Source organism: Tardiphaga sp., assembly GCF_028290785.1.
GTDB lineage: Bacteria > Pseudomonadota > Alphaproteobacteria > Rhizobiales > Xanthobacteraceae > Tardiphaga.
The window spans coordinates 12,969-35,633 of sequence record NZ_JAQGJD010000324.1; the positions used below are offsets into that span (position 1 = coordinate 12,969).

Below are 22,665 nucleotides of genomic sequence, written 5' to 3' on the forward strand. Positions count from 1 at the left end.
TGCATCACGGTATGGCGATTTGGACAGAACGCCACATGGCTTGGGGACGTGCACCAATCGTGCCAGATCGATACGACAAACTCAGGGATAACCATGGCGAAGCAAGGGCAGATCGCGACCAGCGGCCTCGATGGGTTGACCACCGCCGCCAAGGACGCCGCTGCCGGCGGTAAAGCCAAGGGGCTGCCGCCGGTGCATTTGTGGAATCCGCCGTTCTGCGGCGATCTCGACATGCGAATTGCCAGTGACGGCACCTGGTTTTACCTAGGGACGCCGATCGGCCGGCCAGCACTGGTGCGGCTGTTCTCCACCATTCTGAAGCGGGAGGACGGCAAGCACTTTCTCGTGACCCCGGTCGAGAAGGTCGGCATCGTCGTCGACGACGCCCCGTTTCTCGCGGTCGAGATGCTCAAGGAGCAGGATTCGCGCGGCTCCGTGCTGCGCTTTCGCACCAATGTCGATGACTGGGTCGATTGCGATGCCGATCACCGGCTGCGATTCGAGGTAGCGGACGATGGTGGACTGATGCCCTACCTGCATGTCCGCGCCGATTTGTGGGCCAAGGTGACGCGGGCGCTCTATTACGATCTGGTTGACATGGGCGAGGAGCGGGTGGTCGATGGTAAGCCGATGTTCGGCATCGTCTCCGCCGGGGAATTCTTTGCCATGGCGGACGCGGAGCAGATGAGGGAAGCGCCTTGAACGGGCCGATGCTGAAGACGGATGCGGCCGCCGCGAATATCGGCTCTGGCGAATTTTTCAAGCGGGCCCACGCGCGGCTGAATTTTGTCGTGCCTGAAGGTCTCGCCGACGCCAGCATCGTGCCGATGTCCGGCGATGCAGGTAACGACCGCATGCTACAGATCGTTGCCACCGAGCGTCCGATCCGTCCCGCGGCGGTGCTGATTGCGGTGATCGAACACGAGCATCCCACCGTGCTGCTGACGCAACGTGCCGCGCATCTCAACGACCATGCCGGGCAGATCTCGTTTCCGGGCGGCAAGATCGACGCGTCAGACGCCTCGCCGCTCGATGCTGCCTTGCGCGAGGCGGAGGAGGAGGTCGGCCTCGATCGCTCGTTCGTCGAGCCGATCGGCTATCTCGATCTCTACGGCACCGCCTTCGGCTTTCGCATCCTGCCGACGGTGGCGCGGGTCAAGCCCGGCTTCACGCTCGCGATCAACGAGAACGAAGTCGAAAGCGCTTTCGAGGTGCCGCTGGCGTTCCTGATGGACCCCGCCAACCATCAGCTGCACAGCAAGGAATTCCGCGGCATCGAGCGTTCCTATTATGCGATGCCGTTTGCCGAACGCTACATCTGGGGCGCGACCGCGGGAATCCTGCGCGTATTGTATGAACGGATTTGCCTGCCATGATCCGGCCGGTCTTCACTGAAATCGGCATCTTTCTGATTCCGTTCGCGCTCTATGCGCTGTTCCTGCTCGCCAGCAACAGCGGCGTAACGGTGCAATCGTCCTGGCCGCTGCATGTGCTCGGCCGGCTGGCGATCGCTGCCCTGCTGCTGGTGGTCCTCAGCCTGGTGCTGCTGGCGCAATTCTCCGGCGCGCCGCCGAGTTCGACCTACATTCCCGCGCACATCGAGAACGGGCGGCTAGTTCCCGGAGTCGAGAAATGAGCGACGTGCGCGTGCTCGACGATGCGCCGTGGCTGACCTCCGGCCCCGCGGCAAAAGTGCTGGCACTGCTCAACGGCGATGGCGAGGAAGCCCGTGTGATCGGTGGCGCGGTGCGCAATACGCTGATGCGGGTGCCTGTGGGCGATCTCGATATCGCCACCACCGCATTACCCGACGAAGTCGTGCGCCGCGCCAAAGCCGTCGGCATCAAGAGCGTGCCGACCGGCATCGAGCATGGCACGGTCACGCTGGTGGTGGACGGCCATCCGTTCGAGGTCACCACGCTGCGCGAGGACGTCGAGACCTTCGGCCGCAAGGCCAAAGTCGCATTCGGCCGCGACTGGGCGCGCGACGCCGAGCGCCGCGACTTCACCATCAACGGGCTTTCGGTGTCGGCCGACGGCGTCGTGCACGATCATGTCGGCGGGCTCATCGACGTCGAGCGCAGGCGCGTGCGCTTCATCGGCGATCCCGACCGCCGCATTGCCGAGGATTATCTGCGCGTGCTGCGGTTCTTCCGCATCCACGCCGCCTATGGCGCCGGCGAACCGGACCGCGACGGTTATCTGGCCTGCATCCGCGGCCGCATCGGCCTTGCCGGCCTGTCCGCCGAGCGGGTCCGGATGGAAATGCTGAAGCTGCTGGTCGCGGAAGGCGCGCTCGCGGCCGTGGTGGCGATGGTGGATGGCGGCTTGCTGCTGCAGATCTTCGGTGGCGTCCCCTATACAGGTCCGCTGGCGGCGATGATCGCGGCGGAAGCGGCGCTTGGACGAAGGCCCGACGCGGTGCTGCGGCTCGGCGCGCTCGGCGTCGCCGTCACCGAAGATGCCAAGCGGCTGGCGCAGCGGCTGCGGCTCACCAATGCGGAGGCCAAGGCGCTGGACTCCATGGGCCATCGCTGGTGGCGTCTCGCGGGCATGGACGAGGCGATTGCGCGGCGCCGGTTGTACCGGCTCGGCGTCGATCGCTACCGCAATCGGATGATGCTGGCCTGGACGCGGGCCGGGCTCGGCGCCGATCCGCAGCCATGGCGGACGCTGGTGACATTGCCGGACCGTTGGCAAGCGCCGGTGTTTCCGCTCAAGGCGGCGGATTTCATGGCGCGCGGCATTGCCAAGGGACCGGGGCTCGGCCACGTCATCGCGCTGGCGGAGGATGCCTGGCTGGCCCAGGATTTTCCGCTGGAGCCGGAGGCCGTGCAGGCGATCGCGGATCAGATCGTGGCGCGGTTCGGCAGCGAGCAGCGATCAGGCGATTAGCAGCCTTCGCCGGTTCTTCGCTTGAGTTGGCAGCCCGTGGCGCCGACGTTAAGCCGCATCCTGGCGCGAACGACGGGATCGTGACGGCTCGTGCAGGCTGGCAATTGGCGCCGGCCGACCGAGCAGGTAGCCCTGAGCGTAATTGACCCCGAGCGTTCTCAGCATCTCGAGTTGTTCGGGCGTCTCCACGCCTTCAGCGGTGACCGACATGTCCAGACCGCATGCGAGCGTCACAACCGACGATATGATCGCCGAACTCTTCTGGCGCTTGTTCAAACTACCGATGAACGACTTGTCGATCTTGATCTTGTCGAATGGGAATGCCGTCAGGCAGCTGAGGGACGAATATCCCGTGCCGAAGTCGTCAAGGGCCAGTGAAATTCCGATGCTCTTGAGTTTCTCCATGAAAGCATGATTTTCGTCCGCTCGTTCCAGCAGGACGGATTCAGTGAGCTCAAGTTCCAGCCGCTCCGGCGGCAAGCCCGAATTCCGCAGTGCGGACTGGACGACATCGAACAGCTCGGCCTGCTTGAACTGCACCGGCGACAGGTTCACGGCGACCCTGACGTCTGCCGGCCAAAATGTCGCGTCGTCGCAGGCTTGCCTGAGCACCCATTCGCCAAGCGGGACAATGAGCCCGGTCTCCTCGGCCAGCGGGATGAACTGGTCGGGTGGGATCAGTCCTCTGGTCGGATGGCGCCAGCGGACGAGAGCTTCCATGCCTCTCCGATCGCCGGTCTGGACGTCGAAGAACGGCTGGTAATGCACCTCGAACTGGCACATCGCGATGGCGTCCCGCAAGTCACTTTCCAGGGTGTTGCGCGCCTCCAGCTCCGCGCACATTGCTTCATCATAGAGGGTCAGGCAATTCCGGCCCGCCGACTTCGATCGATACAGCGCAAGGTCGGCCTTTTTCAGCAGCTGCGCTTCATCGTTGCCGTGCTCCGGCGCCATCGCAATCCCTATACTGGTGCCGATTTCCACGCGATGCCCCTGGACCAGGAACGGCGCGGCGATGAGTTTCGAAATTCGGTTCGCCAGATCGATCGAGCCGGCTTTCTGATCGTTGCGGCCCGGTTGAATGATGGCGAATTCGTCGCCTCCAAAACGCGCCAGCACGTCGGTGCCCCGCAGCGTGGATCTCAGGCGATCCGCCACCTGCCGAAGCAAGGCGTCGCCGGCGGCGTGACCAAGCGAGTCGTTGACGTTCTTGAACCGATCGAGATCGAGCATGAGGATTGAAAACGTCCCCTTGCGACCGCGACCGTGCGAGTTGAGCGCTTCCAGCTGTTCGAGGAAATACGCCCTATTCGGAACTCCGGTCAGGATGTCGGTCTGCGCGATTTCCAGAACGCGCCGGTTCGCCAGTGCGAGCTGACGCGAGTTGCGGCTTGCGAGACTGAGATACACGGCGAGGAATATCGTGATGACGATGCCGGCCGCGAGTACGGTCAGGGAGCGGTCGTAGTGCGTGATCAGTCGGCCATTGACGGCAGGGGTGGCCTGTACCGGCCAGCTGGTGTCACCGATCCTGAGCGTGCCCGCCCACTCCTGGCCCTTTGCAAAGGTCGATCTCGATCGAGGTATCTGGCGCTCCGAGGCAAAATCGGGAAGCGGTAGATCTTTCCGTCCCGCGATGTGGTTCGTGCCGGGCGCATAGACGCTGACGTCAATAGCGGGAGTCGCCGCTGTCGCGGTGCGGATCGTCTGCAGCAGTTGCGGCAGATTGAATATCCCGACGACAAAACCGGCCAGATTGCGCCGCCGATCGACAGCGGTGGTGCGCGAAGTGCCTTTCACATACACCGGTAAGCAGATCATCACGGCGAAGCTGCGGATTCCGTTTTTCACTTCGTATAGTTGTGCGCGCAACGCCGTGATCTGATCATTGTCCCGTGCCCGCTCCAACAGAGCCCGGCGCGCCGGGTCCGTCGAATAATCCAGCCCGTAAACCCTGGAGGTCTTTGGTTCGTTGGAAAAGAAGACCGGGAAATATTCGTTGCTCTGGGGGGCCGTCGCAATGCTGCCGTCCGCACCGAGCGATTTGATCTGGTAGCCCGAAACTCCATCGCTGATCGCGGCAGCCTCGTATTCCGCTCGTTCTTTTCGGTTAATCTTGGGAATCCAGCCGATACGAAGGATGCCCCGATGCTGTTCGAACAGGCGCGCGCTAAACGTTTCGAACTCGCTACGGGTAATTTCCTCGTTGGAGGATTCGAACAGCGCGCGCAGAGCAACCAGCCGGCTGGTGTACTCGTTCATGCCGTTTTGCAGGATGATCGCCTGGGTCTCGGCCACGCCCTCGAACTCAACTTTGGCAACCCGCTCTTCCCACTGGGCTATCGCATAGGCGGCGGCCAGCGACAGAAGAACGCCAACGGCAGCCGCGACCAGCGCTGGCCGGTATATCCCTGACTGCGCTCCGGAGATTCTCCGCCGCTCGATCTGGTCTCCCCGGCTATCGCTGTGCTGGTCTTGGTCGCTCATCGTCGTCTTTCGTTCGATCCGCAAAGCGGCCGCCGAACCGCGGCCCCGCCATCGGCGAATGATCGGCCATAGAATTGAAACAAATGCTCAAATGTCGCGAGAAATGCAGCTTAGTTCGGACGGTTCGGTTAACGAATCCAGTGCGATCGGTAGTGGGCAACCTTCTTGGCTGCATGGGCATGGGTAGTTCCCGGAAGCATCGATAAAGCGTCGAAGGATTAGCGAGCTTTTCATATCGCGACGATATGGTGCCCCCCGCCGTGGATGACTTCTTCATCCCGCAGGAATGTTGCCATGCGCCGACTGCACCGTAGGATTGTTATCAGCCTGTTCATCTGGTTCGCCGTCGCGAATCCGCTTCATGCCGAGGCCGGCGAGATTGGTGTCAGTTCTGACTCGATCCTGTTCGGTCAGGCGGCTGTGCTCGCGGGGCCGTCGTCGGCACTCGGCCAGGGCATGCGGCAAGGGATCCTCGCGGCCTTTGCGGAGATCAACGCCAAGGGCGGCATTCATGGTCGCAAGCTCAAGCTGGTCAGCCGGGACGATGGCTACGATCCCGACCGCTCGATTGCGCAGACCAAAAAGCTGATCGAAGAGGATCGGGTCTTCGCGCTGATCGGCGCCGTGGGCACGCCGACGGCGACCGCCACCGTTCCCATTTCAGCAGCCGCGAATGTCCCCTTCATTGGCCCCTTCACTGGAGCTGAATTCCTCCGCGCGCCGGAGTTATCCAACGTCGTCAATATCCGCGCGAGCTACGGAGCCGAGGCTGAGGCCTGGATCAAGCACCTGACCGAAGATCTTCATTTCAAAAATATCGCGATATTCTATCAGGACGATTCCTTCGGCCGCGATGGGCTGGCCGGGGTCAAGCGCGCCCTGGAAAAACGCGGCATGGAGCTGAGCGCCGAAGGCACGTTCGAGCGCAATACCAAAGCCGTCAGCGGCGCCCTGCGTACGCTCAAACGCGCGGAGCCGGAGGCGGTCGTCATGGTCGGAACGTACGGGCCCTGCGCCGAGTTCATCAAGCTCGCACACAAGGGCGGCTTCAACCCGACTTTCGTCAATATCTCTTTCGTCGGCGCCAACGCGCTGGCGAGAGAGCTCGGTGCGGAGGGCAACGGCGTTATCGTTTCGCAGGTCGTGCCTTTTCCATGGGATGCTTCGGTGAAGGTCGTCGCCGAATATCAGGCCGCCGCAAAAGCGCTCGATCCCGATCTGAAGCCGGAATTTGTGTCGCTGGAGGGATATCTTTCCGGCCGCCTGGTGGCGGCGGCTCTGGAAATGAGCGGGCCGAACCCGACGCGCGCGGGCTTGCTGCAGCTCATCAACAGCATCGGCCGATTCGACATCAGCGGAAACATCATGACGTTCGGGCCGCAGACGCACGACGCCCCGGCCAAGGTTTTTCTTACCGTCATTCAGCCGGATGGCTCGTTCAAGGCAGTTGAGAAATTGTGAGTGAAGATCGACTGCGCTTCGGCCGTCTATGGAGTTCACGCCCTGAGCTGGGGTAAGGGGAGTCGAGAACTCTCTGGTTGCCCCTCAACCGAAGGCTGATATTACCGCAATCCGACCTCTCCCCGCGCAAGCGGAGAGAGGCGGGTTCGCGGAAGCGAGGATCAATCCTCGTCTTCTTCTTCCTCTTCGTCGTCCGATGCGAGCAGCGCCAGTTCGAGCACGGCCAGCGGCAGCGTCTCGCGGAACAGGTCGCCTTCGTCGCCCATCCACACGCAGACCACCGAGTCGCCGTTGACTTCGGCCACGGTCATCGGATGACCGCCTGATTTCAGCATGGCGACGTCGCCTGATTTCAATTCCATCTTCGTATCCTTAAGGGGTTGATGCGAGCCGACGTCTTATCGCCCTGTCATGACAGGGCGATCACAGAAGCAGCGGCGCAAGGGTCGGCTTCTACGCCTGTCCGAGCGATTTAGCGAGGCTGTCGCTGAGCCCGACGCTGTTTAGTGCGGGCGGTAGCGCAGGGCGCTGAAACGGCGCGGCGGCCGCGGCGATCGCCGCGCGGGTGCCGACTTCCACCGAGCACAGCACGGGCACCGGTACATTCGGTTGTATTCGTGCCGCGAGGCCGGCCAGCGCGGCGCCGCCCAGGATCACGACCTCGGCGCCATCGTTCGTCGCGCAGGCGGTGCATGCGGCAGCAAGCTGCGCCAGTGCGGCGTCGGGATTTTCGGCAATCTCGCCGCCGGTCGGCGCGATGGCGCGTACCGCGGCGAGGCGATCGGCCAACCCCATGGTGGCGACGAATTCGGTCAGCATCGGCTCCCACAGGGCGCCGCCGGTGACGATGGCGAAACGCCGGCCGCGCCTGCAGGCTTCGAGACAAGATGCTTCGGCCATGCCGACCACCGGAACGCTTGCGATCTCTCGAAGCGCCAGCAGCCCGGGATCGCCGAAGCAGGCGAGATAGACCGCGTCGCAGCCGTCGCCGTGTTTCGCAAGCGCATCGAGCGCAGCGTGGCCGGCGATCGCGGCCGAAGCCCGGGTGGAGATGTAACGCGCACCGAACGCCCCGGTAACCGGCACGAACGTGGCGGCATCCCCGGCGATGCCGGCCACATGCCGCGCAACCAGATCGGTGACGCTCTCGGTGGTGTTGGGATTGATCAGCAGGATGCGCACGTCGCGTTCCTTCGGTCGGCCCTAGCCCTGCGGGCCGAAATAGGTGCAGCTCTCGTTGCAACTGTCGCGGAAAACGCCGACGCGGACCAGCCGGTCGGCATGGCCGACGCGCTCCCAGATGAAGCGCGACAGGTTTTCCAGCGTCGGGGGGCCCAGCGCCTCGACGTTGTTGAGATACTTGTGGTCGAGGGTCTTCTGCACCGCGGCCATGTGGCGGTCGAGCAGGCCGAGGTCGAGCACCATGCCGCTGGCCGGATCCGGCGTGCCGCGAATCGTCACCTCGGCGCGGAACGAATGGCCGTGGATCTCCTGGCTGGCGTCGCCCAAGGTTGTGCCGGGCAGCGCATGCGCCGCCTCGAAGCGAAACGATTTTGTTAGTTCCCACATCGGTCGTGTCGTCCTGTCGAATATCAAGTTCTATCGAATGCCCAGCGTCTTGTGCGTCTGCACGCTCAGCCGCCATTGCGGATGGCGCAGGCAGTATTCCACCGCCTGCGCCGTGTTCTCCCGCGCGTCCGGCCCGTCCATCGGCTGTAGCGAGAACCGTTCGAACGGCAGGCCGGCGAACTGCTCCGGCATCGCCAGCGGTTGCGGATAGACCAGCTTGAGCTCGTGACCGCCCTTCACCGTCAATTCCGCGCCGGCCTTGGGACTGACGCAGAGCCAGTCGATACCGTCCGGCGGCGCCACGGTGCCGTTGGTCTCGACGCCGATGCTGAAGCCGTGGCGATGCAGCGCCTCGACCAAAGCGGTATCGACCTGCAGCAGCGGTTCGCCGCCGGTCAACACCACATAGCGGTTGGCGGCCGATCCCACCCATTGCGCGGCGATGGTCTCGGCGAGCTTGTCAGCGGTGGCGTAACGTCCGCCCAGCGTGCCGTCCATGCCGACGAAGTCGGTGTCGCAGAACTGGCAGGTCGCCGTGGCGCGGTCCGGCTCGCGCCCGGTCCACAGGTTGCAGCCGGTGAACCGACAGAATACCGATGCTCGCCCGGCATAGGCACCTTCGCCCTGCAGGGTCAGAAAGATCTCTTTTACCGCGTAACTCACCGCATCCACTCAATGATTGGCGCACGGTCTAGCGCAGCGCCGGCGGCAATACCATGGCCGCGACGTATACAGCCTGTGCTCGCGTTTTCGTGATGACGGAATCGATTGCGCCGGTACGCCGTGGGGGCCAAAGCTCGACCGTCAACTTGTCGCAGGCCTCATGTCGTCCGTTCAACCGCCCTTGATCACCGCATCCACACCGACCGCCAGCGCGCGCAGCTGCGGCACCTGTACCATGTGCTGCAAGGTCTACCGCATCGACGATCTCGCCAAACTGGCCGGCAAATGGTGTCCGCATTGCGCGATTGCGCAGGGCTGCAAGATCTACGACGACCGTCCGCAGCAATGCCGCGCCTTTGATTGCGTCTGGATCCAGGACGAGGCGATGGCGCCGGATTGGAAGCCGGAAATCTCCAAGATCGTTTTCTCTGTCTATCCGGCCACCCGCTTCATCTACGGCCAGGTCGATCCCGGTTCGCCGTTTGCGTGGCAGAAGGAGCCGTATCTGTCAGGTTTGAAAGCCTGGTCGGAACGGCTGCTGCAGGAGCGGCGACACCTGCTGATCTTCGTGGGCAGCAACGCCACCCTCATCATGCCGACCGGCCCGGTACCGATCGGGCCGATGTCACCCGCCGATGGCTTTGTCATCCGGGAGACCTTCACGGCCAAGGGCAAGGACTATGTCGCGACCCGCGTCGCGAGCGGTCGCTGAAGCCCGCGGCCGCCTGGAGTGAAAGCCCGTAAGTCGTTCACGCGATGGAGACAAATCCTTTGAACGCGCAACCATTCAGGGGCCTCCTCGTTCTTACGGGCGAGGAGTGCGAGAATGGAGCAGAACGACAACATCGCGGAATTACGCGAGAAGATTGCGAAATACCGGGTCCTGGCGCGGCTAACCACTGACAGCGAAACGGTCCACCGCATCCATGGTCTGGTCGATGAGCTGGAGGCGCGGGTGCGAGAGCTGGAAGGCCCGCCGAGGGCAAAAACGGACTGACGCGCAGCGGCGGTGGATGTGCGTGACATCGAGACCGCGTTAAGCACCTTGGCGAAGGCGGCTGGGGAAAAGACTCGTTCACGTGGCGCTACCGGGAACAGGGGGCGTCGATAAGTGTTACGACCCTGCAGGTTTCCGCGTTTAATCTCACGCGCCGATTGCCCTGGTCGAATATGGCGGTGAACGTGGCACGCTTGGCTGACAAACAAATCGTCCTGGTCGTCGAAGACGAACCGTTGCTGCGGCTGATGGCGGTCGATCTGGTCGAGGACGCCGGCTTCCAGGCTTTATGCGCCGCCAACGCCGATGAGGCTGTGGTAATGTTGGAAGCGCGGACCGACATTCGTATGGTGTTCACCGACATCGACATGCCCGGTTCCATGGACGGTATGAAGCTCGCTGCGGCGATTCGCGGTCGTTGGCCGCCCATCGAGATCATCATCGTGTCCGGCCATCGCGCCGTCGATCAGCAGGACCTTCCCGAGCGAAGCCGGTTTTTTCAAAAGCCCTACAACTCCCGTGAGATCATCGCCGCCATGCGTGAGATGGCGGCATAAGTTCTGCCACCGACATTGGCTGCCGCCAACGGCCGATTGTGGCGACGAGAAGAGGCGCGACTGCCTCGCCCGAATTACGTCGCTTCTCCGACATATGAGGCGTATAAGGTTAGACATCACCGCACGCCCTAGGCAGTTATCGGTGACAGAGAGTTTAGTGCTCCCGCCTCGTGCCGGAGAGCACCATGACCGTACTTCCCTCGTTTCACGGCTCAAATCATAATCACTTGCTCGCCAGGCTTTCGGTCGAGTCGCTTGGCCTGATCACCCATCACTCTGCCGTCGTGGCGATGAAGCAGGGGACGGTGCTTTATGAAGCTGGCGAGGAGGTCGAGCACGTCTACTTCCCGCATAGTGGGATGGTCTCGTTGCTGGCCGTGATGCAGAACGGCAAGGCCATCGAGACCGCCACCGTCGGCCGCGAAGGCGTGGTCGGCGCCATGGCCGGACTGGGGCTCTACACTTCGATGGTGCGCGCCGTCGTGCAGTTGCCGATGAGTGCCAGCAAGATCAGCGCGGCGCGCTTTCGGCACGCCGTGGCGGCCAGCAAGAGTATCGAACATGCCTGCATTCGCTACAACGAGGTGTTGCTGACCCAGGCGCGGGTCACCGCCGCCTGCAACGCCCTGCATCCGGTGGATGAGCGATTCTGTCGCTGGCTGCTGCAATCGGCCGACCGTGCCGAAAGCAACACAGTGGCGCTGACCCAGGAGTTGCTGTCGGAGATGCTGGGGGTGCGCCGCACCTCGGTGACGGAAGTGGCCGGCAAGCTGCAGAGGGACGGCATCATCTCGTTCACACGCGGCATCATTCAAATCATCGACCGCCCCGGGCTCGAGGCGCTGACCTGCGAATGCTATCAGTCGCTGATCGATCAATCCGCCACGCTCGGACGGCAGTCCGTCGTTGTCGATTCAAGGGCCAGCGACGGTGCGCGGCCATAGGGTGCAGGCAAAGATTCTCAGGGAAAGATTCATGGGACTCGCCACCGAAATTCACGGCTAAGTCCGGAACCGGGCAGACGCCTAATTAATGTCCGGTATAGAACTTAACCCATCGCCGCAGCAACCTTTGGCCTTTGCCGGTGACAGAGAGTTCGGTAGCGCTCCCGCCACATTTGGGGGAGTCCTATGTCCGCGATCGAACGAACGCCCGTCATGCCTCGGCAGTTCAGCGAGGTCGAGCTTTTCGATCTGCGCCGCAGCACGTTGCGCTTCGCGCGTTCGTTTCCACCTGGCCCCCAGCGCAACCAGCACCGCCAGATTGCGCTGTCGCTGCGTGCGCTGTTCAGGAACAAAACATGGCTCAGCGTGCACAGCCATCCGTCGAACGCCGAGGTGCAGCCATGAGCGCCAGGGTCAGCCAGAATCCCTGCTGCACGGCCTGCGGATCGCCGATGCAGCAACAGATCGATGCGGTCGCCATCGGTACCGATCTGCAGTCTTTCAAATGTCCGCACTGCCGGCGCGTCCAGAAGCACCCGGCCGGTGCGATGGCCTTGTCGTCAACTTCGATCGTGAGACAGTCATGAAGCCCCGGCGACCCTCCCGCCCCGATCTGCAAGATTGGGATGCCCGTGCCACCGACGCGCTGGAAGCCGCGCGCCAGATGCCGGTCGGACCGGAGCGCATCGCGGCGCTCAAAAAGGCCGGCGTGCTGCGCAACGCTGCCGACACACGGAGCATGTTTGCGCCCAGCCCAGGGCGGCCGCCGAAGGGCTGAGCGCGCGCTTGTTCCAACCGCCGGATCGGCACCACCTTATCCGCCTTATCCGCGTCCGTCTCGCTGTCTGCACTCGGCAGCCGACGTATCGGCGTAGCCGGTGAGCCCCCACCGGTTTCGTGGTGACCCCAGTTTCTGCGGTCTTCGCGACGCTGGAGCCGCTATGCAGATGCCGGCATCCGACCGGTCCGTTAAGCCGCGCGGACTGAACTGAGGAAGCGGCCGACTTCGGTCTTGAGCCGGTTGCTATCGTGTGACAACGACTGCGCTGCCGAGAACACCTGCGAGGATGCCGAGCCGGTCTCATGGGCGCCGCGCTGTACGTCGGCGATGTGGGACGATACCTGCGCGGTGCCCTGCGCGGCCTGCTGCACGTTGCGGGAGATTTCCTGGGTGGCGGCGCCCTGCTCCTCCACCGCCGAGGCGATGGTCGAGGAGATCTCCGACATCCGGCCGATGGTGTTGCCGATTTCCTTGATGGCGCCGACGGATTCCTGCGTGGCCGCCTGGATGCCGCTGATCTGCTGGCTGATCTCGCCGGTGGCTTTTGCGGTCTGTTCGGCCAGCGCCTTCACTTCGCTGGCCACCACGGCGAAGCCGCGGCCGGCATCGCCGGCGCGCGCTGCCTCGATGGTCGCATTAAGCGCCAGCAGGTTGGTCTGTCCGGCAATGGTGTTGATCAGTTCGACCACGTCGCCGATCCTTGCTGCGGCCTTGGCCAGTTCGCCAACCCGTTCGTTGGTCTTGCGGGCCTGCTCCACGGCCTGATTGGCAATGCCGGCGGATTCCTGCACCTGGCGGCTGATCTCGTTGACCGAGGAGGCCATCTCCTCCGTCGCCGACGCAACCGCCTGGACGTTAGCGGAGGCTTCTTCCGATGCCGCGGCAACGGCGGTGGTGAGATCCTGCGCGCGTGCCGCGGTCGCGGTGAGGGTGCTGGCGGAGGCTTCGAGTTCGGTCGAGGACGAGGAGACCGTATCGACGATCTCGCCGACGGCAGCTTCGAAATCGCCGGCCAGCTTCAACATATCGGCCTTGCGCTGGGATGCCGAGTGGAGTTGCTGGTCCTTCTGCTCGGCCTCCATCTGACGCACACGCAGTCCGCTGTCCTTGAACACCTGCAGCGCTTTGGCCATGTCGCCGATTTCGTCGCGGCGGTCGGTGTCGACGATCTTCTCCTCGAGATTGCCGCCGGCAATCACGCCCATCGCCGCATTGATGCGCTGCAGCGGATTGGTGACGCGAAAGATGACGACGAAGGCTGATGCCACGCCGATCAGCAGTGCGATGGTTGCGACAAGATAGGTCGTGACCTTTGCCGATGCGTAAGTGCCGCGGGCCTGATTGACGGCTTTCGCCGCGCCCTTGGTGTTCAGATCGACGCCGGCATCAAGGGCAGCCAGGGCCTCATTGAAAAGCTCGGCGCTCTTGCCGTTCAGCAGCGACGCGGCCTCGGCACTCTTGTTTGCCGCGGCGGCCTCGAGGATCAGCTTCTGCGCCCCGAGATAGGCATTCCACTTTCCCGTGAAAACAGTCCAGGCCTGTCTTTCCTCGGGCGACGAGATCATCGGCTGGTAGATCTCGAAGTTTTTCACCATTTGCGGGAGCGCTGTCACCAGCCTGCTTTCCCGGTCGCTGCGGATCGATGGATCGTTGTTGAGTGCGAGACGCGATTCGAACAATCGGATGCGCGTGGTCAGATATTTGATTTCACCGAGTACCTTGAGGGACGGCAGCCAGCTCGTCGCGAGATCGTCGGCACTGGCATTGATCTCCTGCGATTTGGTGAGGGCCGTGAACGTTTGCCCCGCCATCAACACGACAAGGAGGGCTACGATGCCAATGAGAGTGGTCTTCAAGGTCAGGCGCATGGGGGCGTGGCTTTCAGGATGCGGATCGACGCCATGATCGATCGCTGCGTGGCGATCGTTCACGTCATGATGGTGATGATGTTCTTGAATGGAATTGCGTCGTAGATCGACGACTTGAATTGAACATCGGCCTTTCGCATTACCACTACGTTAATACCGCCTATCGCAAGAAAGGCTTCTGTCGCGGCACTCCAAATCGTTCAAATGGCGACGGTCGCCCCGCACGCGTCGTCAAAAGAACCGCGGGGCTGGTGGCCTTGGCGATTCAGGTCGCGGCGTGCAACCCGCCGGCCCGACAGAACTGCAGCTCTCGTTGCCGCCCCAGCGCCATTCGTCCCCGCGCTGTCACTCGCCGCCCCGCAGCGGAACCGTTTGGCCTTGCACCTGGCCACGCGACGGCCCGGTCTGCCGCAGCGCTTCGCCCATGGCCATGGCGGCGGCCATGGCGATGTTGAGCGAGCGCAGGCCAGGGCGAATTGGGATCACCACCCGGGCATCGGCAGTGGCCGCCACTGCGTCGGGAACGCCGGCGGATTCGCGGCCGAACAGCAGGATGTCGTTGGCGGCATAGTGGTGATCGAGATAGGGCACGGCGCCCTTGGTGGTGAACAGCACCAGGCGGTGGCCGTTGTCATATCGCCACCGTTCGAAATGGCCCCAGGAATCGTGCCTGACGATGCGGACCTGGTCGAGATAGTCCATCCCGGCGCGGCGGAAGTGCCGGTCGGAGATCGGGAAGCCGGCCGGTTCGATGATATGCGCCTCGACGTCGAGACAAGCGCACAGCCGCAGGATGGTGCCGGTATTCTGCGGAATATCCGGCTGGTAGAGCGCAATGCGCATGGACTTCGGCTCCCGCGCGGCGTTGCCCGCCGACAGGGCAGGCGATAGCGTCCCGGCGCCGAGGTCGCAAGCCGGGCGGTCTTCCGACCCGCAGCCTGGCGGTCTCGGAGGGCGGTGCGCGGCGGATTTAGTGCATTGCACGCAGGAGAGCCGCAAGCAGGCTTGCACTACCGGTGCAAGGGTGCGAATAGAACGATTCTGGACTGCTTGTTAGGCTACTTGTGCCGGGATAAGTGACGTTCTGCCGCCGTGGGGACCGCGGGCGCCGGCAACGACCTCGAGTCGCACGCATCTTGCGTCACTTCGGGCTGTTCACCGGCAGCAAACGAGAAAGGGCTTGGAATCGTGACGACAACGTCTTCGGCGGAACACACGCGCCGTGATTTCCTCTTCGTGGCGACGGGCGCCGTGGCCGCCGTCGGCGCAGCCGCCGCCGTCTGGCCGCTGATCTCCCAGATGAACCCGGACGCCTCGACCATTGCCGCGGGCGCGCCGATCGAAGTCGATCTGGCGCCGATCGCCGAAGGACAGGACATCAAGGTGTTCTGGCGCGGCAAGCCGATTTACATCATGAACCGGACCAAGAAGCAGGTCGATGAGGCGCGTTCGGTGCCGACCGCGAGCCTGCCGGATCCCGCGTCCGACCAATCCCGCGTCAAGGAAGGCCACGACCAGTGGCTCGTCGTGATCGGCATCTGCACCCATCTCGGCTGCATCCCGATCGCCCATGAAGGCGAATATGACGGCTTCTTCTGCCCGTGCCACGGTTCGCAGTACGACTCTTCCGGCCGCGTCCGCCGCGGCCCCGCGCCGCTGAACCTGCCGGTGCCGCCTTACGCTTTCGTTTCCGACAGCAAAATCAAGATCGGCTGAGTTTTGGGTCCCGCCCGAAGCCTCGCCGATAAAGTCGTTTCTCTCCTCAGGATCGCATCATGAGCGGACCATCCACCTACCAGCCGACCAATCCCGCCCTGCAGTGGATCGAGCGGCGCCTGCCGATTATCGGCCTGATCCACTCCTCGTTCGTGGCCTATCCGACGCCGCGCAACCTGAACTACTGGTGGACGTTCGGCGGCATTCTTTCCTTCATGCTCGGCGTGCAGATCATCACCGGCGTGATCCTGGCGATGCACTACACCCCGCACGTCGATATGGCGTTCAACTCGGTCGAGAGCATCGTCCGTGACGTCAACTTCGGCTGGCTGCTGCGCTACTTGCATTCCAACGGCGCCTCGATGTTCTTCATCGCCGTGTACATCCACATGTTCCGCGGCCTGTATTATGGGTCGTACAAGGAGCCGCGCGAAATCCTCTGGATCCTCGGCGTGATCATCTACCTCCTGATGATGGCGACCGGTTTCATGGGCTACGTGCTGCCGTGGGGCCAGATGAGCTTCTGGGGCGCCACGGTCATCACCAACCTGTTCTCCGCAATCCCCTATGTGGGCGACAGCATCGTCACCCTGCTGTGGGGCGGCTATTCGGTCGGCAACCCGACCCTGAACCGCTTCTTCTCGCTGCACTATTTGCTGCCGTTCGTGATCGCCGGCGTGGTCGTGCTGCACGTCTGGGCGCTGCACGTGGCTGGCCAGAACAACCCGGCCGGCGTCGAACCGAAGACCGAGAAGGACACCGTGCCGTTCACGCCCTACGCGACCATCAAGGATGGTTTCGGCATGGTATGCTTCATGATCTTCTACGCCTGGTTCGTGTTCTACGTGCCGAACTACCTCGGCGATCCCGACAACTACATCATGGCGAACCCGGGCGTAACGCCCGCGCACATCGTGCCGGAATGGTACTACCTGCCGTTCTACGCGATCCTGCGCTCGATCCCGAGCAAGCTCGGCGGCGTGATCTGCATGTTCGGCGCCATCGTGGTGCTGGCGTTCCTGCCCTGGCTCGACAACGCCAAGACTCGTTCGTCGCGCTATCGCCCGCTCGCCAAACAGTTCTTCTGGATGTTCGTGGTGACCTGCATCCTGCTCGGCTGGCTGGGCGGCAAGCCGGCCGAAGGCATCTACACCATCGCTTCGCGCGTGCTGACCTTCGTCTACTTCGCCTATTTCCTGATCGTGCTGCCGATCCTCAGCCGCATCGAGAAACCGCGCGCGGTACCGAACTCGATCGCCGATGACGTTCTGGCCAAATATGGCAAGAAGGTCGTGTCCGCGATCGCAGTCCTGGTGCTGGCCGGCGGCCTGATCGCCGGCGGCGTGCAGGACGCCCGTGCCCAGGAGCACGGCGGCCCGACGCCGCCATCGCTGAAATGGTCGTTCGCCGGCCCGTTCGGCAAGTTCGACCGCGGTGCCCTGCAGCGCGGCTACAAGGTCTACAAGGAAGTCTGCTCGACCTGCCATTCCATGAACCTGCTGTACTTCCGCAACCTCGCGGATGAAGGCGGCCCCGGCTTCACTGCGGCGCAGGCGTTGGCTGTCGCCTCCGACGTCAAGGTCAAGGACGGCCCGAACGACGCAGGCGACATGTTCGAGCGTCCCGGCCGGCTCGCCGACCGCTTTCCCGCGCCGTTCCCGAACGAGCAGGCTGCGCGTGCGGCCAATGGCGGCGCCGCGCCGCCGGACCTGTCGCTGATGGCCAAGGCCCGCAACTACGACCGCGGTTTCCCGCAGTTCATCTTCGACTTCTTCACCCAGTTCCAGGAGAAGGGCCCGAACTACATCGACGCTTTGCTGCAGGGCTACGTCGATCCGCCGCCGGCCGATTTCAAGCTGCCCGAGGGCGCCTATTACAACAAGATCTACCCCGGCCACGCCATCAAGATGCCGAAGCCGATCTCCGACGATCAGGTCACCTATGATGACGGCACGCCGCAGAAGCTTGAGAACTACGCCAAGGACGTTTCGACCTTCCTGATGTGGACCGCGGAGCCGCACCTTGAGGCCCGCAAACGTCTCGGCCTGCAGGTGATGGTGTTCCTGATCCTTCTCGCGGGGCTGCTGTACTTCACGAAGAAAAAGGTCTGGGCCAACGCGCACTGAGCGGCGACGGCCGATGCCAACTGAGAAAGCCCCTGCGGGGGCTTTTTTGTTGGGCTCTGGTAGGGTGGGCAAAGGCGCGCTTGCACCGTGCCCACGCGTTGCCACGCACCGACGACAGACGTGGGCACGCTTCGTCGCGCTCCGCGCATCGAAGCTTTGCCCACCCTACGGCCGCTGCGGTCGCTCCTCGCAATGACGGCGTTGGCGATTGCCTTGTCATCATCCCGCCGTCAAAATACCGATCAATGGCGTTCAACATCTTCGGAGGATTCCCATGGGTACCCACATCACTTTCAAGCGGCCGGACGGCAAGGAAACCGGCGGCTACCTCGCCAACGCTTCCGCCGGCAACGCGCCGGGCGTCGTGGTGATCCAGGAATGGTGGGGGCTATCGGAGCAGATCAAGGGCCTCGCCGACCGCTTCGCGCTGGCCGGCTTCGATGCGCTGGCGCCGGATCTCTACAACGGCAAGGTGGTGCCGTATCACGACACGGACGCCGCCGGCAAAGAGATGAACTCGCTGGATTTCATGGACGCCACCACCCAGACGGTACGCGGCGCCGCGCAGTATCTGGCGCGCAACGGCGCCAAGGTCGGCCTCACCGGCTTCTGCCTCGGCGGTGCCGTCACGGTGATAGGCGCCTGCAAGATTCCTGAATTGAAGGCCGCCGTGGCATTTTACGGCATTCCGCCGGAAGCCGCCGCCAGACCCGCCGATGTGCAGGTGCCGCTGCAGGGACACTTTGCCAACCGCGATGACTGGTGCACGCCCGCGGTGGTCGATGCCTTCGAAGCCGGCCTCAAGGCGGCCGGCAAAAGCGCGGAATTCTTCCGCTACGAGGCCGACCACGCCTTCGTCAACGAACAGCGTGCCAGCGTGCATGACCGCGAAGCCGCCGAACTGGCCTGGGGTCGTGCCACGGCGTTCTTCAAGAAGCATCTGGCTTAACGGAGTGGCAAACTCCTGATATGCTCGGATTGAGTGCATATCAGGAGCATGGCCATGATCGTCTCCAAATGGGGTGACAGTCTCGGAGTCCGCCTGTCCGCGGAGGACGTGGCGCGCCTCGGACTGAAGGAGGGCGACGAGGTGGATGTCGAGATCAAGCGGCCGGAGCCCCAGGTATCGCCCGAAGATTTGCCCGACCTCAGTCCAGAAGAGTGGTTGATGCGGATGCGTCAACTCCGTGGACGCATCCCCGCCAATTTCAAGTTTGACCGCGACGAGGCGAATGCCAGGTAATTTCTTTGACACCAATGTGTTGATTTACCTCGCGACAGACGACCAGCGAAAGGCCGACCATGTCGAGTTTTTGCTCCGCGCGGGCGGTGTCGTCAGTGTACAGGTCCTCAACGAAATCACGAATATCTCACGTCGAAAGTATGCGATGTCGTGGAAAGATACTTTCACGACGCTGTCCACAGTCCGGTCGTATCTGACGGTCATTCCCATCACCGTGGAAATTCACGAATCCGGCCTCCGCGTCGCCGAACGCTACGGTTTTTCGATCTACGACAGTTTCATCGTTGCCGCTGCGCTCGCCGCGGAATGCGACACCCTGTGGTCCGAGGACATGCAGGACGGGATGGTGGTCGATGGCAGGCTGCGGATTATCAACCCGTTTCGGGATGAAACCGCCCCTTGACCTTCCCCTCCGGCCATGGCTCATTGCCGCCCATGATCGCAGCCTGCCGCAACACCCGTCTTTGGTGGCGCACCTCCTGAACGAGGTGGCTGTGCGATTTTCTATTTTCAATCGTCAAAAGGCCGCCCTCGCAGTGCGACGGCCTTTGTTCGTTTGTCCTGTGTGGCGCGCCTCTCCCGGATTTCGTAAGAGGACATCATGAACAGGACGGTCTTTTCACTTCCCGCCGACAGTACCTACCAGACCCGCGCCGGGCTCACGGTGGCGCGCCATGTGGCGCAGTTTACCGGCGGCACCGCACTCGACGACCTGATCGAGTTGCTGGACCGCCGCCGCGGCGTGGTGCTGTCGTCAGGCACCACGGTGCCCGGGCGCTATGAGAGCTTCGACCTCGGTTTCGCCGATCCGCCGTTGCTGCTGGAGACCACCGGACCCGAGTTCTCCCTGACCGCGCTGAATGCACGCGGCCGGGTGCTGATCGCGTTCCTTGGCGACTCCCTGCGCGACCCCTGCGTGGTGATCGACAAGCGCTCCGCCAACCTGTTGAAGGGCCACATCGTTCGCGGCGATGCCCCGATCGAGGAAGACCAGCGTACCCGCCGTGCCAGCGTGATGTCGCTGGTACGCGATATGGTGGCACAGCTGTTTTCGTCGGACGATCCGATGCTCGGCCTGTTCGGCGCCTTCGCCTACGATCTGGTGTTTCAGATGGAAGACCTGAAACAGAAACGCGCCCGCGAGGCCGACCAGCGCGACATCGTGCTGTATCTGCCGGACCAATTGCTGGCCTATGACCGCGCCACCGGCCGCGGCGTGACGCTGAGCTACGACTTTGTCTGGAAGGGCAACGCCACCGCCGGCCTGCCGCGCGAGACGCCGGACAGCGGCTATAACAAACAGCCGCGCCAGGGCTTTGCCGACCACGCGCCCGGCGAGTATCAGGCGACGGTAGAGACGGCGCGCGCCGCTTTCGCCCGCGGCGATCTGTTCGAGGCGGTGCCCGGGCAATTGTTCGCCGAACCCTGCGAACGCTCGCCGGCGGAAGTGTTCCAGCGGCTCTGCGTCATCAACCCGTCGCCCTATGGCGCGCTGATGAATCTCGGCGACGGCGAATTTCTTGTCGCTGCTTCTCCGGAAATGTTCGTGCGCTCCGACGGCCGCCGCATCGAGACCTGCCCGATTTCCGGCACCATCGCGCGGGGCGTCGATGCCATCGGCGATGCCGAGCAGATCCGGCAATTGCTGAATTCGGAGAAGGACGAATTCGAACTCAACATGTGCACCGACGTCGACCGCAACGACAAGGCGCGGGTCTGTGTCCCCGGCACCATCAAGGTGCTGGCGCGTCGCCAGATCGAAACCTATTCAAAACTGTTCCACACCGTCGATCACGTCGAGGGCGTGTTACGTCCGGGTTTCGACGCACTCGACGCGTTTCTCACCCACGCCTGGGCAGTCACCGTGACCGGCGCGCCGAAACTGTGGGCGATGCAGTTTGTCGAGGACAATGAGCGCTCGTCGCGGCGCTGGTACGCCGGCGCGATCGGCTGCGTGTCGTTCGACGGCGGTATCAACACCGGCATCACCATCCGCACCATCCGTATGAAGGACGGCCTAGCGGAAGTCCGCGTCGGCGCGACCTTGCTGTTCGACTCGGATCCTGTCGCCGAAGAGAAGGAATGTCAGACCAAGGCGGCGGCGTTGTTCCAGGCGCTGCGCGGCGACGCGCCGAAGCCGCTGTCGGCGTTCGCGCCGGATGCCTCGGGCTCCGGCAAGAAGGTGCTGCTGATCGACCACGATGATAGCTTTGTCCACATGCTGGCGGACTACTTTCGCCAGGTCGGCGCCACCGTCAGCGTGGTCCGGCACATCCATGCGCAGACCGTACTGAACCGGGAGAAATTTGACCTGCTGGTGTTGTCGCCGGGGCCGGGACGCCCCGAGGACTTTGGCATCAAGGCGACCATCGATACCGCGCTGGAGAAGCAATTGCCGGTGTTCGGCGTCTGCCTCGGCGTGCAGGCGATCGGCGAATATTTCGGCGGCGTGCTGGGCCAACTGGCGCAGCCGGCACATGGCCGGCCGTCACGGGTGCAGAACCGCGGCGGCAAGCTGATGTTCAACCTGCCCAATGAGATCGTGATCGGCCGCTATCATTCGCTGTTCGTCGAGCAGGACAGTATGCCCGCGGTACTCACCGTCACCGCTGCCACCGAGGATGGCGTCGCCATGGCGATCGAACACACCACGCTGCCGATCGGCGGCGTGCAGTTTCACCCGGAATCGCTGATGTCGCTCGGCGGCGATGTCGGCCTGCGCATCGTCGAGAACGCGTTCCGACTCGGCCAGAAATCCAACTAAACTTCAATCCTCTGAAAGACGTCGATGACACCCGAACTTGAGCACGACCTGAAGGCCTCCGTCCGCACCATCAAGGATTATCCCAAGCCCGGGATCTTGTTCCGCGACATCACCACGCTGCTCGGCGACGCGCGCTCGTTCCGCCGCGCCATCGACGAGCTGGTGCAGCCCTGGGCCGGGCTGAAGATCGACAAGGTGGCCGGCATGGAAGCGCGCGGTTTCATCATCGGCGGGGCGGTAGCGCATCAGCTATCGGCCGGCTTCGTGCCGATCCGCAAGAAGGGCAAGCTGCCGCACACCACGGTGAGCATCGCCTATTCCCTGGAATATGGCCTCGACGAAATGGAAGTCCACGCCGACGCCATCAAGCCCGGCGAGCGCGTCATTCTGGTCGATGACCTCATTGCCACCGGCGGCACCGCGGAGGGCGCCTGCAAGCTGATGCGCCAGATCGGCGCCGAGGTGATGGCGGCGTGCTTCATCATCGACCTGCCGGATCTGGGCGGCGCGGCCAAACTGCGCGCGATGGGCGTGCCGGTGCGCACGCTGATGACGTTCGACGGGCACTGATTGCCGGACCGGCCGTTCCTCACC

25 protein-coding genes are annotated in these 22,665 nt (G+C 63.4%); 18 read left to right on the plus strand and 7 right to left on the minus strand.

Annotation, left to right across the window (positions count from 1 at the left end):
* Positions 1-93: 93 nt before the first annotated feature.
* From JWR89_RS20435 to JWR89_RS20450, 4 genes are read left to right on the plus strand one after another with little or no spacing between them, the layout of a single operon-like run.
* On the plus strand, positions 94-702 hold the full coding sequence (locus tag JWR89_RS20435; protein WP_299719505.1) for a DUF1285 domain-containing protein: 609 nt from the start codon (positions 94-96) through the stop codon (positions 700-702).
* 8 nt (positions 703-710) lie between these two features.
* A complete protein-coding gene (locus JWR89_RS20440; protein ID WP_299719507.1) occupies positions 711-1,376 on the plus strand; it encodes a CoA pyrophosphatase in 666 nt (221 codons plus the stop codon).
* Positions 1,373-1,636 (plus strand): DUF6111 family protein, encoded by a 264-nt coding sequence (locus JWR89_RS20445; RefSeq protein ID WP_299719509.1) that lies wholly within the window; start codon positions 1,373-1,375, stop codon positions 1,634-1,636. The genes JWR89_RS20440 and JWR89_RS20445 overlap by 4 nt, the downstream gene beginning before the upstream one ends.
* Positions 1,633-2,895 (plus strand): CCA tRNA nucleotidyltransferase, encoded by a 1,263-nt coding sequence (locus JWR89_RS20450; RefSeq protein WP_299719511.1) that lies wholly within the window; start codon positions 1,633-1,635, stop codon positions 2,893-2,895. The genes JWR89_RS20445 and JWR89_RS20450 overlap by 4 nt, the downstream gene beginning before the upstream one ends.
* A gap of 48 nt (positions 2,896-2,943) precedes the next feature.
* Here JWR89_RS20450 and JWR89_RS20455 read toward each other — a convergent pair whose 3' ends face one another.
* A complete protein-coding gene (locus tag JWR89_RS20455) occupies positions 2,944-5,382 on the minus strand; it encodes an EAL domain-containing protein (RefSeq protein WP_299719513.1) in 2,439 nt (812 codons plus the stop codon).
* 294 nt (positions 5,383-5,676) lie between these two features.
* Between JWR89_RS20455 and JWR89_RS20460 the strand changes: the two genes are divergently transcribed.
* Positions 5,677-6,843 carry an ABC transporter substrate-binding protein gene (locus tag JWR89_RS20460; RefSeq protein WP_299719515.1) on the plus strand — a complete coding sequence of 389 codons (1,167 nt, stop codon included), beginning with the start codon at positions 5,677-5,679 and terminating at the stop codon, positions 6,841-6,843.
* A 161-nt stretch (positions 6,844-7,004) separates the two neighbouring features.
* Here JWR89_RS20460 and JWR89_RS20465 read toward each other — a convergent pair whose 3' ends face one another.
* From JWR89_RS20465 to queE, 4 genes are all read right to left on the minus strand, one after another.
* Positions 7,005-7,205, minus strand: coding sequence for a DUF2158 domain-containing protein (locus tag JWR89_RS20465; protein WP_299719516.1), 201 nt, complete (start codon positions 7,203-7,205; stop codon positions 7,005-7,007).
* A 91-nt stretch (positions 7,206-7,296) separates the two neighbouring features.
* Positions 7,297-8,025 carry an aspartate/glutamate racemase family protein gene (locus tag JWR89_RS20470; protein WP_299719518.1) on the minus strand — a complete coding sequence of 243 codons (729 nt, stop codon included), beginning with the start codon at positions 8,023-8,025 and terminating at the stop codon, positions 7,297-7,299.
* A gap of 21 nt (positions 8,026-8,046) precedes the next feature.
* Positions 8,047-8,412, minus strand: coding sequence for a 6-carboxytetrahydropterin synthase (locus tag JWR89_RS20475; RefSeq protein WP_299719520.1), 366 nt, complete (start codon positions 8,410-8,412; stop codon positions 8,047-8,049).
* 30 nt (positions 8,413-8,442) lie between these two features.
* Positions 8,443-9,075: a 7-carboxy-7-deazaguanine synthase gene (queE, locus tag JWR89_RS20480; protein ID WP_299719523.1), complete on the minus strand. Its 633-nt coding sequence runs from the start codon at positions 9,073-9,075 to the stop codon at positions 8,443-8,445.
* Between the two features lie 160 nt (positions 9,076-9,235).
* Between queE and JWR89_RS20485 the strand changes: the two genes are divergently transcribed.
* From JWR89_RS20485 to JWR89_RS20510, 6 genes are all read left to right on the plus strand, one after another.
* Positions 9,236-9,787, plus strand: a complete 552-nt coding sequence (locus JWR89_RS20485; protein WP_299719525.1) for a hypothetical protein — start codon at positions 9,236-9,238, stop codon at positions 9,785-9,787.
* Positions 9,788-9,901: 114 nt separating this feature from the next.
* Positions 9,902-10,072 (plus strand): hypothetical protein, encoded by a 171-nt coding sequence (locus JWR89_RS20490; protein WP_299719527.1) that lies wholly within the window; start codon positions 9,902-9,904, stop codon positions 10,070-10,072.
* Between the two features lie 185 nt (positions 10,073-10,257).
* Positions 10,258-10,629: a response regulator gene (locus JWR89_RS20495; RefSeq protein ID WP_299719592.1), complete on the plus strand. Its 372-nt coding sequence runs from the start codon at positions 10,258-10,260 to the stop codon at positions 10,627-10,629.
* 185 nt (positions 10,630-10,814) lie between these two features.
* Positions 10,815-11,573, plus strand: coding sequence for a Crp/Fnr family transcriptional regulator (locus JWR89_RS20500; RefSeq protein ID WP_299719530.1), 759 nt, complete (start codon positions 10,815-10,817; stop codon positions 11,571-11,573).
* A gap of 186 nt (positions 11,574-11,759) precedes the next feature.
* Positions 11,760-11,978: a hypothetical protein gene (locus JWR89_RS20505; RefSeq protein ID WP_299719532.1), complete on the plus strand. Its 219-nt coding sequence runs from the start codon at positions 11,760-11,762 to the stop codon at positions 11,976-11,978.
* Positions 11,979-12,156: 178 nt separating this feature from the next.
* Entirely contained in the window at positions 12,157-12,351 is a 195-nt protein-coding gene (locus JWR89_RS20510; protein ID WP_299719534.1) for a hypothetical protein, read from the plus strand.
* 191 nt (positions 12,352-12,542) lie between these two features.
* Here the strand turns inward: JWR89_RS20510 and JWR89_RS20515 are convergent, their stop codons facing one another.
* Complete coding sequence (locus JWR89_RS20515) at positions 12,543-14,285, minus strand: methyl-accepting chemotaxis protein (RefSeq protein ID WP_299719536.1); 1,743 nt, start codon at positions 14,283-14,285, stop codon at positions 12,543-12,545.
* Positions 14,286-14,567: 282 nt separating this feature from the next.
* On the minus strand, positions 14,568-15,065 hold the full coding sequence (locus JWR89_RS20520) for a tRNA (cytidine(34)-2'-O)-methyltransferase (protein ID WP_299719538.1): 498 nt from the start codon (positions 15,063-15,065) through the stop codon (positions 14,568-14,570).
* 345 nt (positions 15,066-15,410) lie between these two features.
* Here JWR89_RS20520 and petA point away from each other — a divergent pair, with 345 nt between their 5' ends.
* The 7 genes from petA (at position 15,411) to JWR89_RS20555 (ending at position 22,641) form a co-directional block, all read left to right on the plus strand.
* Positions 15,411-15,938 carry a ubiquinol-cytochrome c reductase iron-sulfur subunit gene (petA, locus tag JWR89_RS20525; RefSeq protein ID WP_299719540.1) on the plus strand — a complete coding sequence of 176 codons (528 nt, stop codon included), beginning with the start codon at positions 15,411-15,413 and terminating at the stop codon, positions 15,936-15,938.
* A gap of 59 nt (positions 15,939-15,997) precedes the next feature.
* Entirely contained in the window at positions 15,998-18,064 is a 2,067-nt protein-coding gene (locus JWR89_RS20530; protein WP_299719541.1) for a cytochrome c1, read from the plus strand.
* A gap of 274 nt (positions 18,065-18,338) precedes the next feature.
* Positions 18,339-19,013, plus strand: coding sequence for a dienelactone hydrolase family protein (locus JWR89_RS20535; protein ID WP_299719543.1), 675 nt, complete (start codon positions 18,339-18,341; stop codon positions 19,011-19,013).
* A 54-nt stretch (positions 19,014-19,067) separates the two neighbouring features.
* Positions 19,068-19,307 carry an AbrB family transcriptional regulator gene (locus JWR89_RS20540; protein WP_299719545.1) on the plus strand — a complete coding sequence of 80 codons (240 nt, stop codon included), beginning with the start codon at positions 19,068-19,070 and terminating at the stop codon, positions 19,305-19,307.
* Complete coding sequence (locus JWR89_RS20545) at positions 19,297-19,710, plus strand: PIN domain-containing protein (RefSeq protein WP_299719546.1); 414 nt, start codon at positions 19,297-19,299, stop codon at positions 19,708-19,710. The genes JWR89_RS20540 and JWR89_RS20545 overlap by 11 nt, the downstream gene beginning before the upstream one ends.
* Before the next feature lie 198 nt (positions 19,711-19,908).
* Complete coding sequence (locus JWR89_RS20550) at positions 19,909-22,071, plus strand: anthranilate synthase component I (protein ID WP_299719548.1); 2,163 nt, start codon at positions 19,909-19,911, stop codon at positions 22,069-22,071.
* A gap of 24 nt (positions 22,072-22,095) precedes the next feature.
* Positions 22,096-22,641, plus strand: coding sequence for an adenine phosphoribosyltransferase (locus JWR89_RS20555; RefSeq protein ID WP_299719551.1), 546 nt, complete (start codon positions 22,096-22,098; stop codon positions 22,639-22,641).
* Positions 22,642-22,665: the final 24 nt, after the last annotated feature.

Coding starts and splice junctions, on each gene's coding strand:
- JWR89_RS20440 (WP_299719507.1), top strand. CDS start 711: ATGCTGAAGACGGATGCGGCCGCCGCGAATATCGGCTCTGGCGAATTT.
- JWR89_RS20540 (WP_299719545.1), top strand. CDS start 19,068: ATGATCGTCTCCAAATGGGGTGACAGTCTCGGAGTCCGCCTGTCCGCG.
- JWR89_RS20500 (WP_299719530.1), top strand. CDS start 10,815: ATGACCGTACTTCCCTCGTTTCACGGCTCAAATCATAATCACTTGCTC.
- JWR89_RS20475 (WP_299719520.1), bottom strand. CDS start 8,412: ATGTGGGAACTAACAAAATCGTTTCGCTTCGAGGCGGCGCATGCGCTG.
- JWR89_RS20505 (WP_299719532.1), top strand. CDS start 11,760: ATGTCCGCGATCGAACGAACGCCCGTCATGCCTCGGCAGTTCAGCGAG.
- JWR89_RS20445 (WP_299719509.1), top strand. CDS start 1,373: ATGATCCGGCCGGTCTTCACTGAAATCGGCATCTTTCTGATTCCGTTC.
- JWR89_RS20510 (WP_299719534.1), top strand. CDS start 12,157: ATGAAGCCCCGGCGACCCTCCCGCCCCGATCTGCAAGATTGGGATGCC.
- JWR89_RS20455 (WP_299719513.1), bottom strand. CDS start 5,382: ATGAGCGACCAAGACCAGCACAGCGATAGCCGGGGAGACCAGATCGAG.
- JWR89_RS20555 (WP_299719551.1), top strand. CDS start 22,096: ATGACACCCGAACTTGAGCACGACCTGAAGGCCTCCGTCCGCACCATC.
- JWR89_RS20535 (WP_299719543.1), top strand. CDS start 18,339: ATGGGTACCCACATCACTTTCAAGCGGCCGGACGGCAAGGAAACCGGC.
- JWR89_RS20450 (WP_299719511.1), top strand. CDS start 1,633: ATGAGCGACGTGCGCGTGCTCGACGATGCGCCGTGGCTGACCTCCGGC.
- JWR89_RS20550 (WP_299719548.1), top strand. CDS start 19,909: ATGAACAGGACGGTCTTTTCACTTCCCGCCGACAGTACCTACCAGACC.
- JWR89_RS20490 (WP_299719527.1), top strand. CDS start 9,902: ATGGAGCAGAACGACAACATCGCGGAATTACGCGAGAAGATTGCGAAA.
- JWR89_RS20530 (WP_299719541.1), top strand. CDS start 15,998: ATGAGCGGACCATCCACCTACCAGCCGACCAATCCCGCCCTGCAGTGG.
- JWR89_RS20520 (WP_299719538.1), bottom strand. CDS start 15,065: ATGCGCATTGCGCTCTACCAGCCGGATATTCCGCAGAATACCGGCACC.
- JWR89_RS20465 (WP_299719516.1), bottom strand. CDS start 7,205: ATGGAATTGAAATCAGGCGACGTCGCCATGCTGAAATCAGGCGGTCAT.
- JWR89_RS20545 (WP_299719546.1), top strand. CDS start 19,297: ATGCCAGGTAATTTCTTTGACACCAATGTGTTGATTTACCTCGCGACA.
- JWR89_RS20460 (WP_299719515.1), top strand. CDS start 5,677: ATGCGCCGACTGCACCGTAGGATTGTTATCAGCCTGTTCATCTGGTTC.
- JWR89_RS20485 (WP_299719525.1), top strand. CDS start 9,236: ATGTCGTCCGTTCAACCGCCCTTGATCACCGCATCCACACCGACCGCC.
- JWR89_RS20435 (WP_299719505.1), top strand. CDS start 94: ATGGCGAAGCAAGGGCAGATCGCGACCAGCGGCCTCGATGGGTTGACC.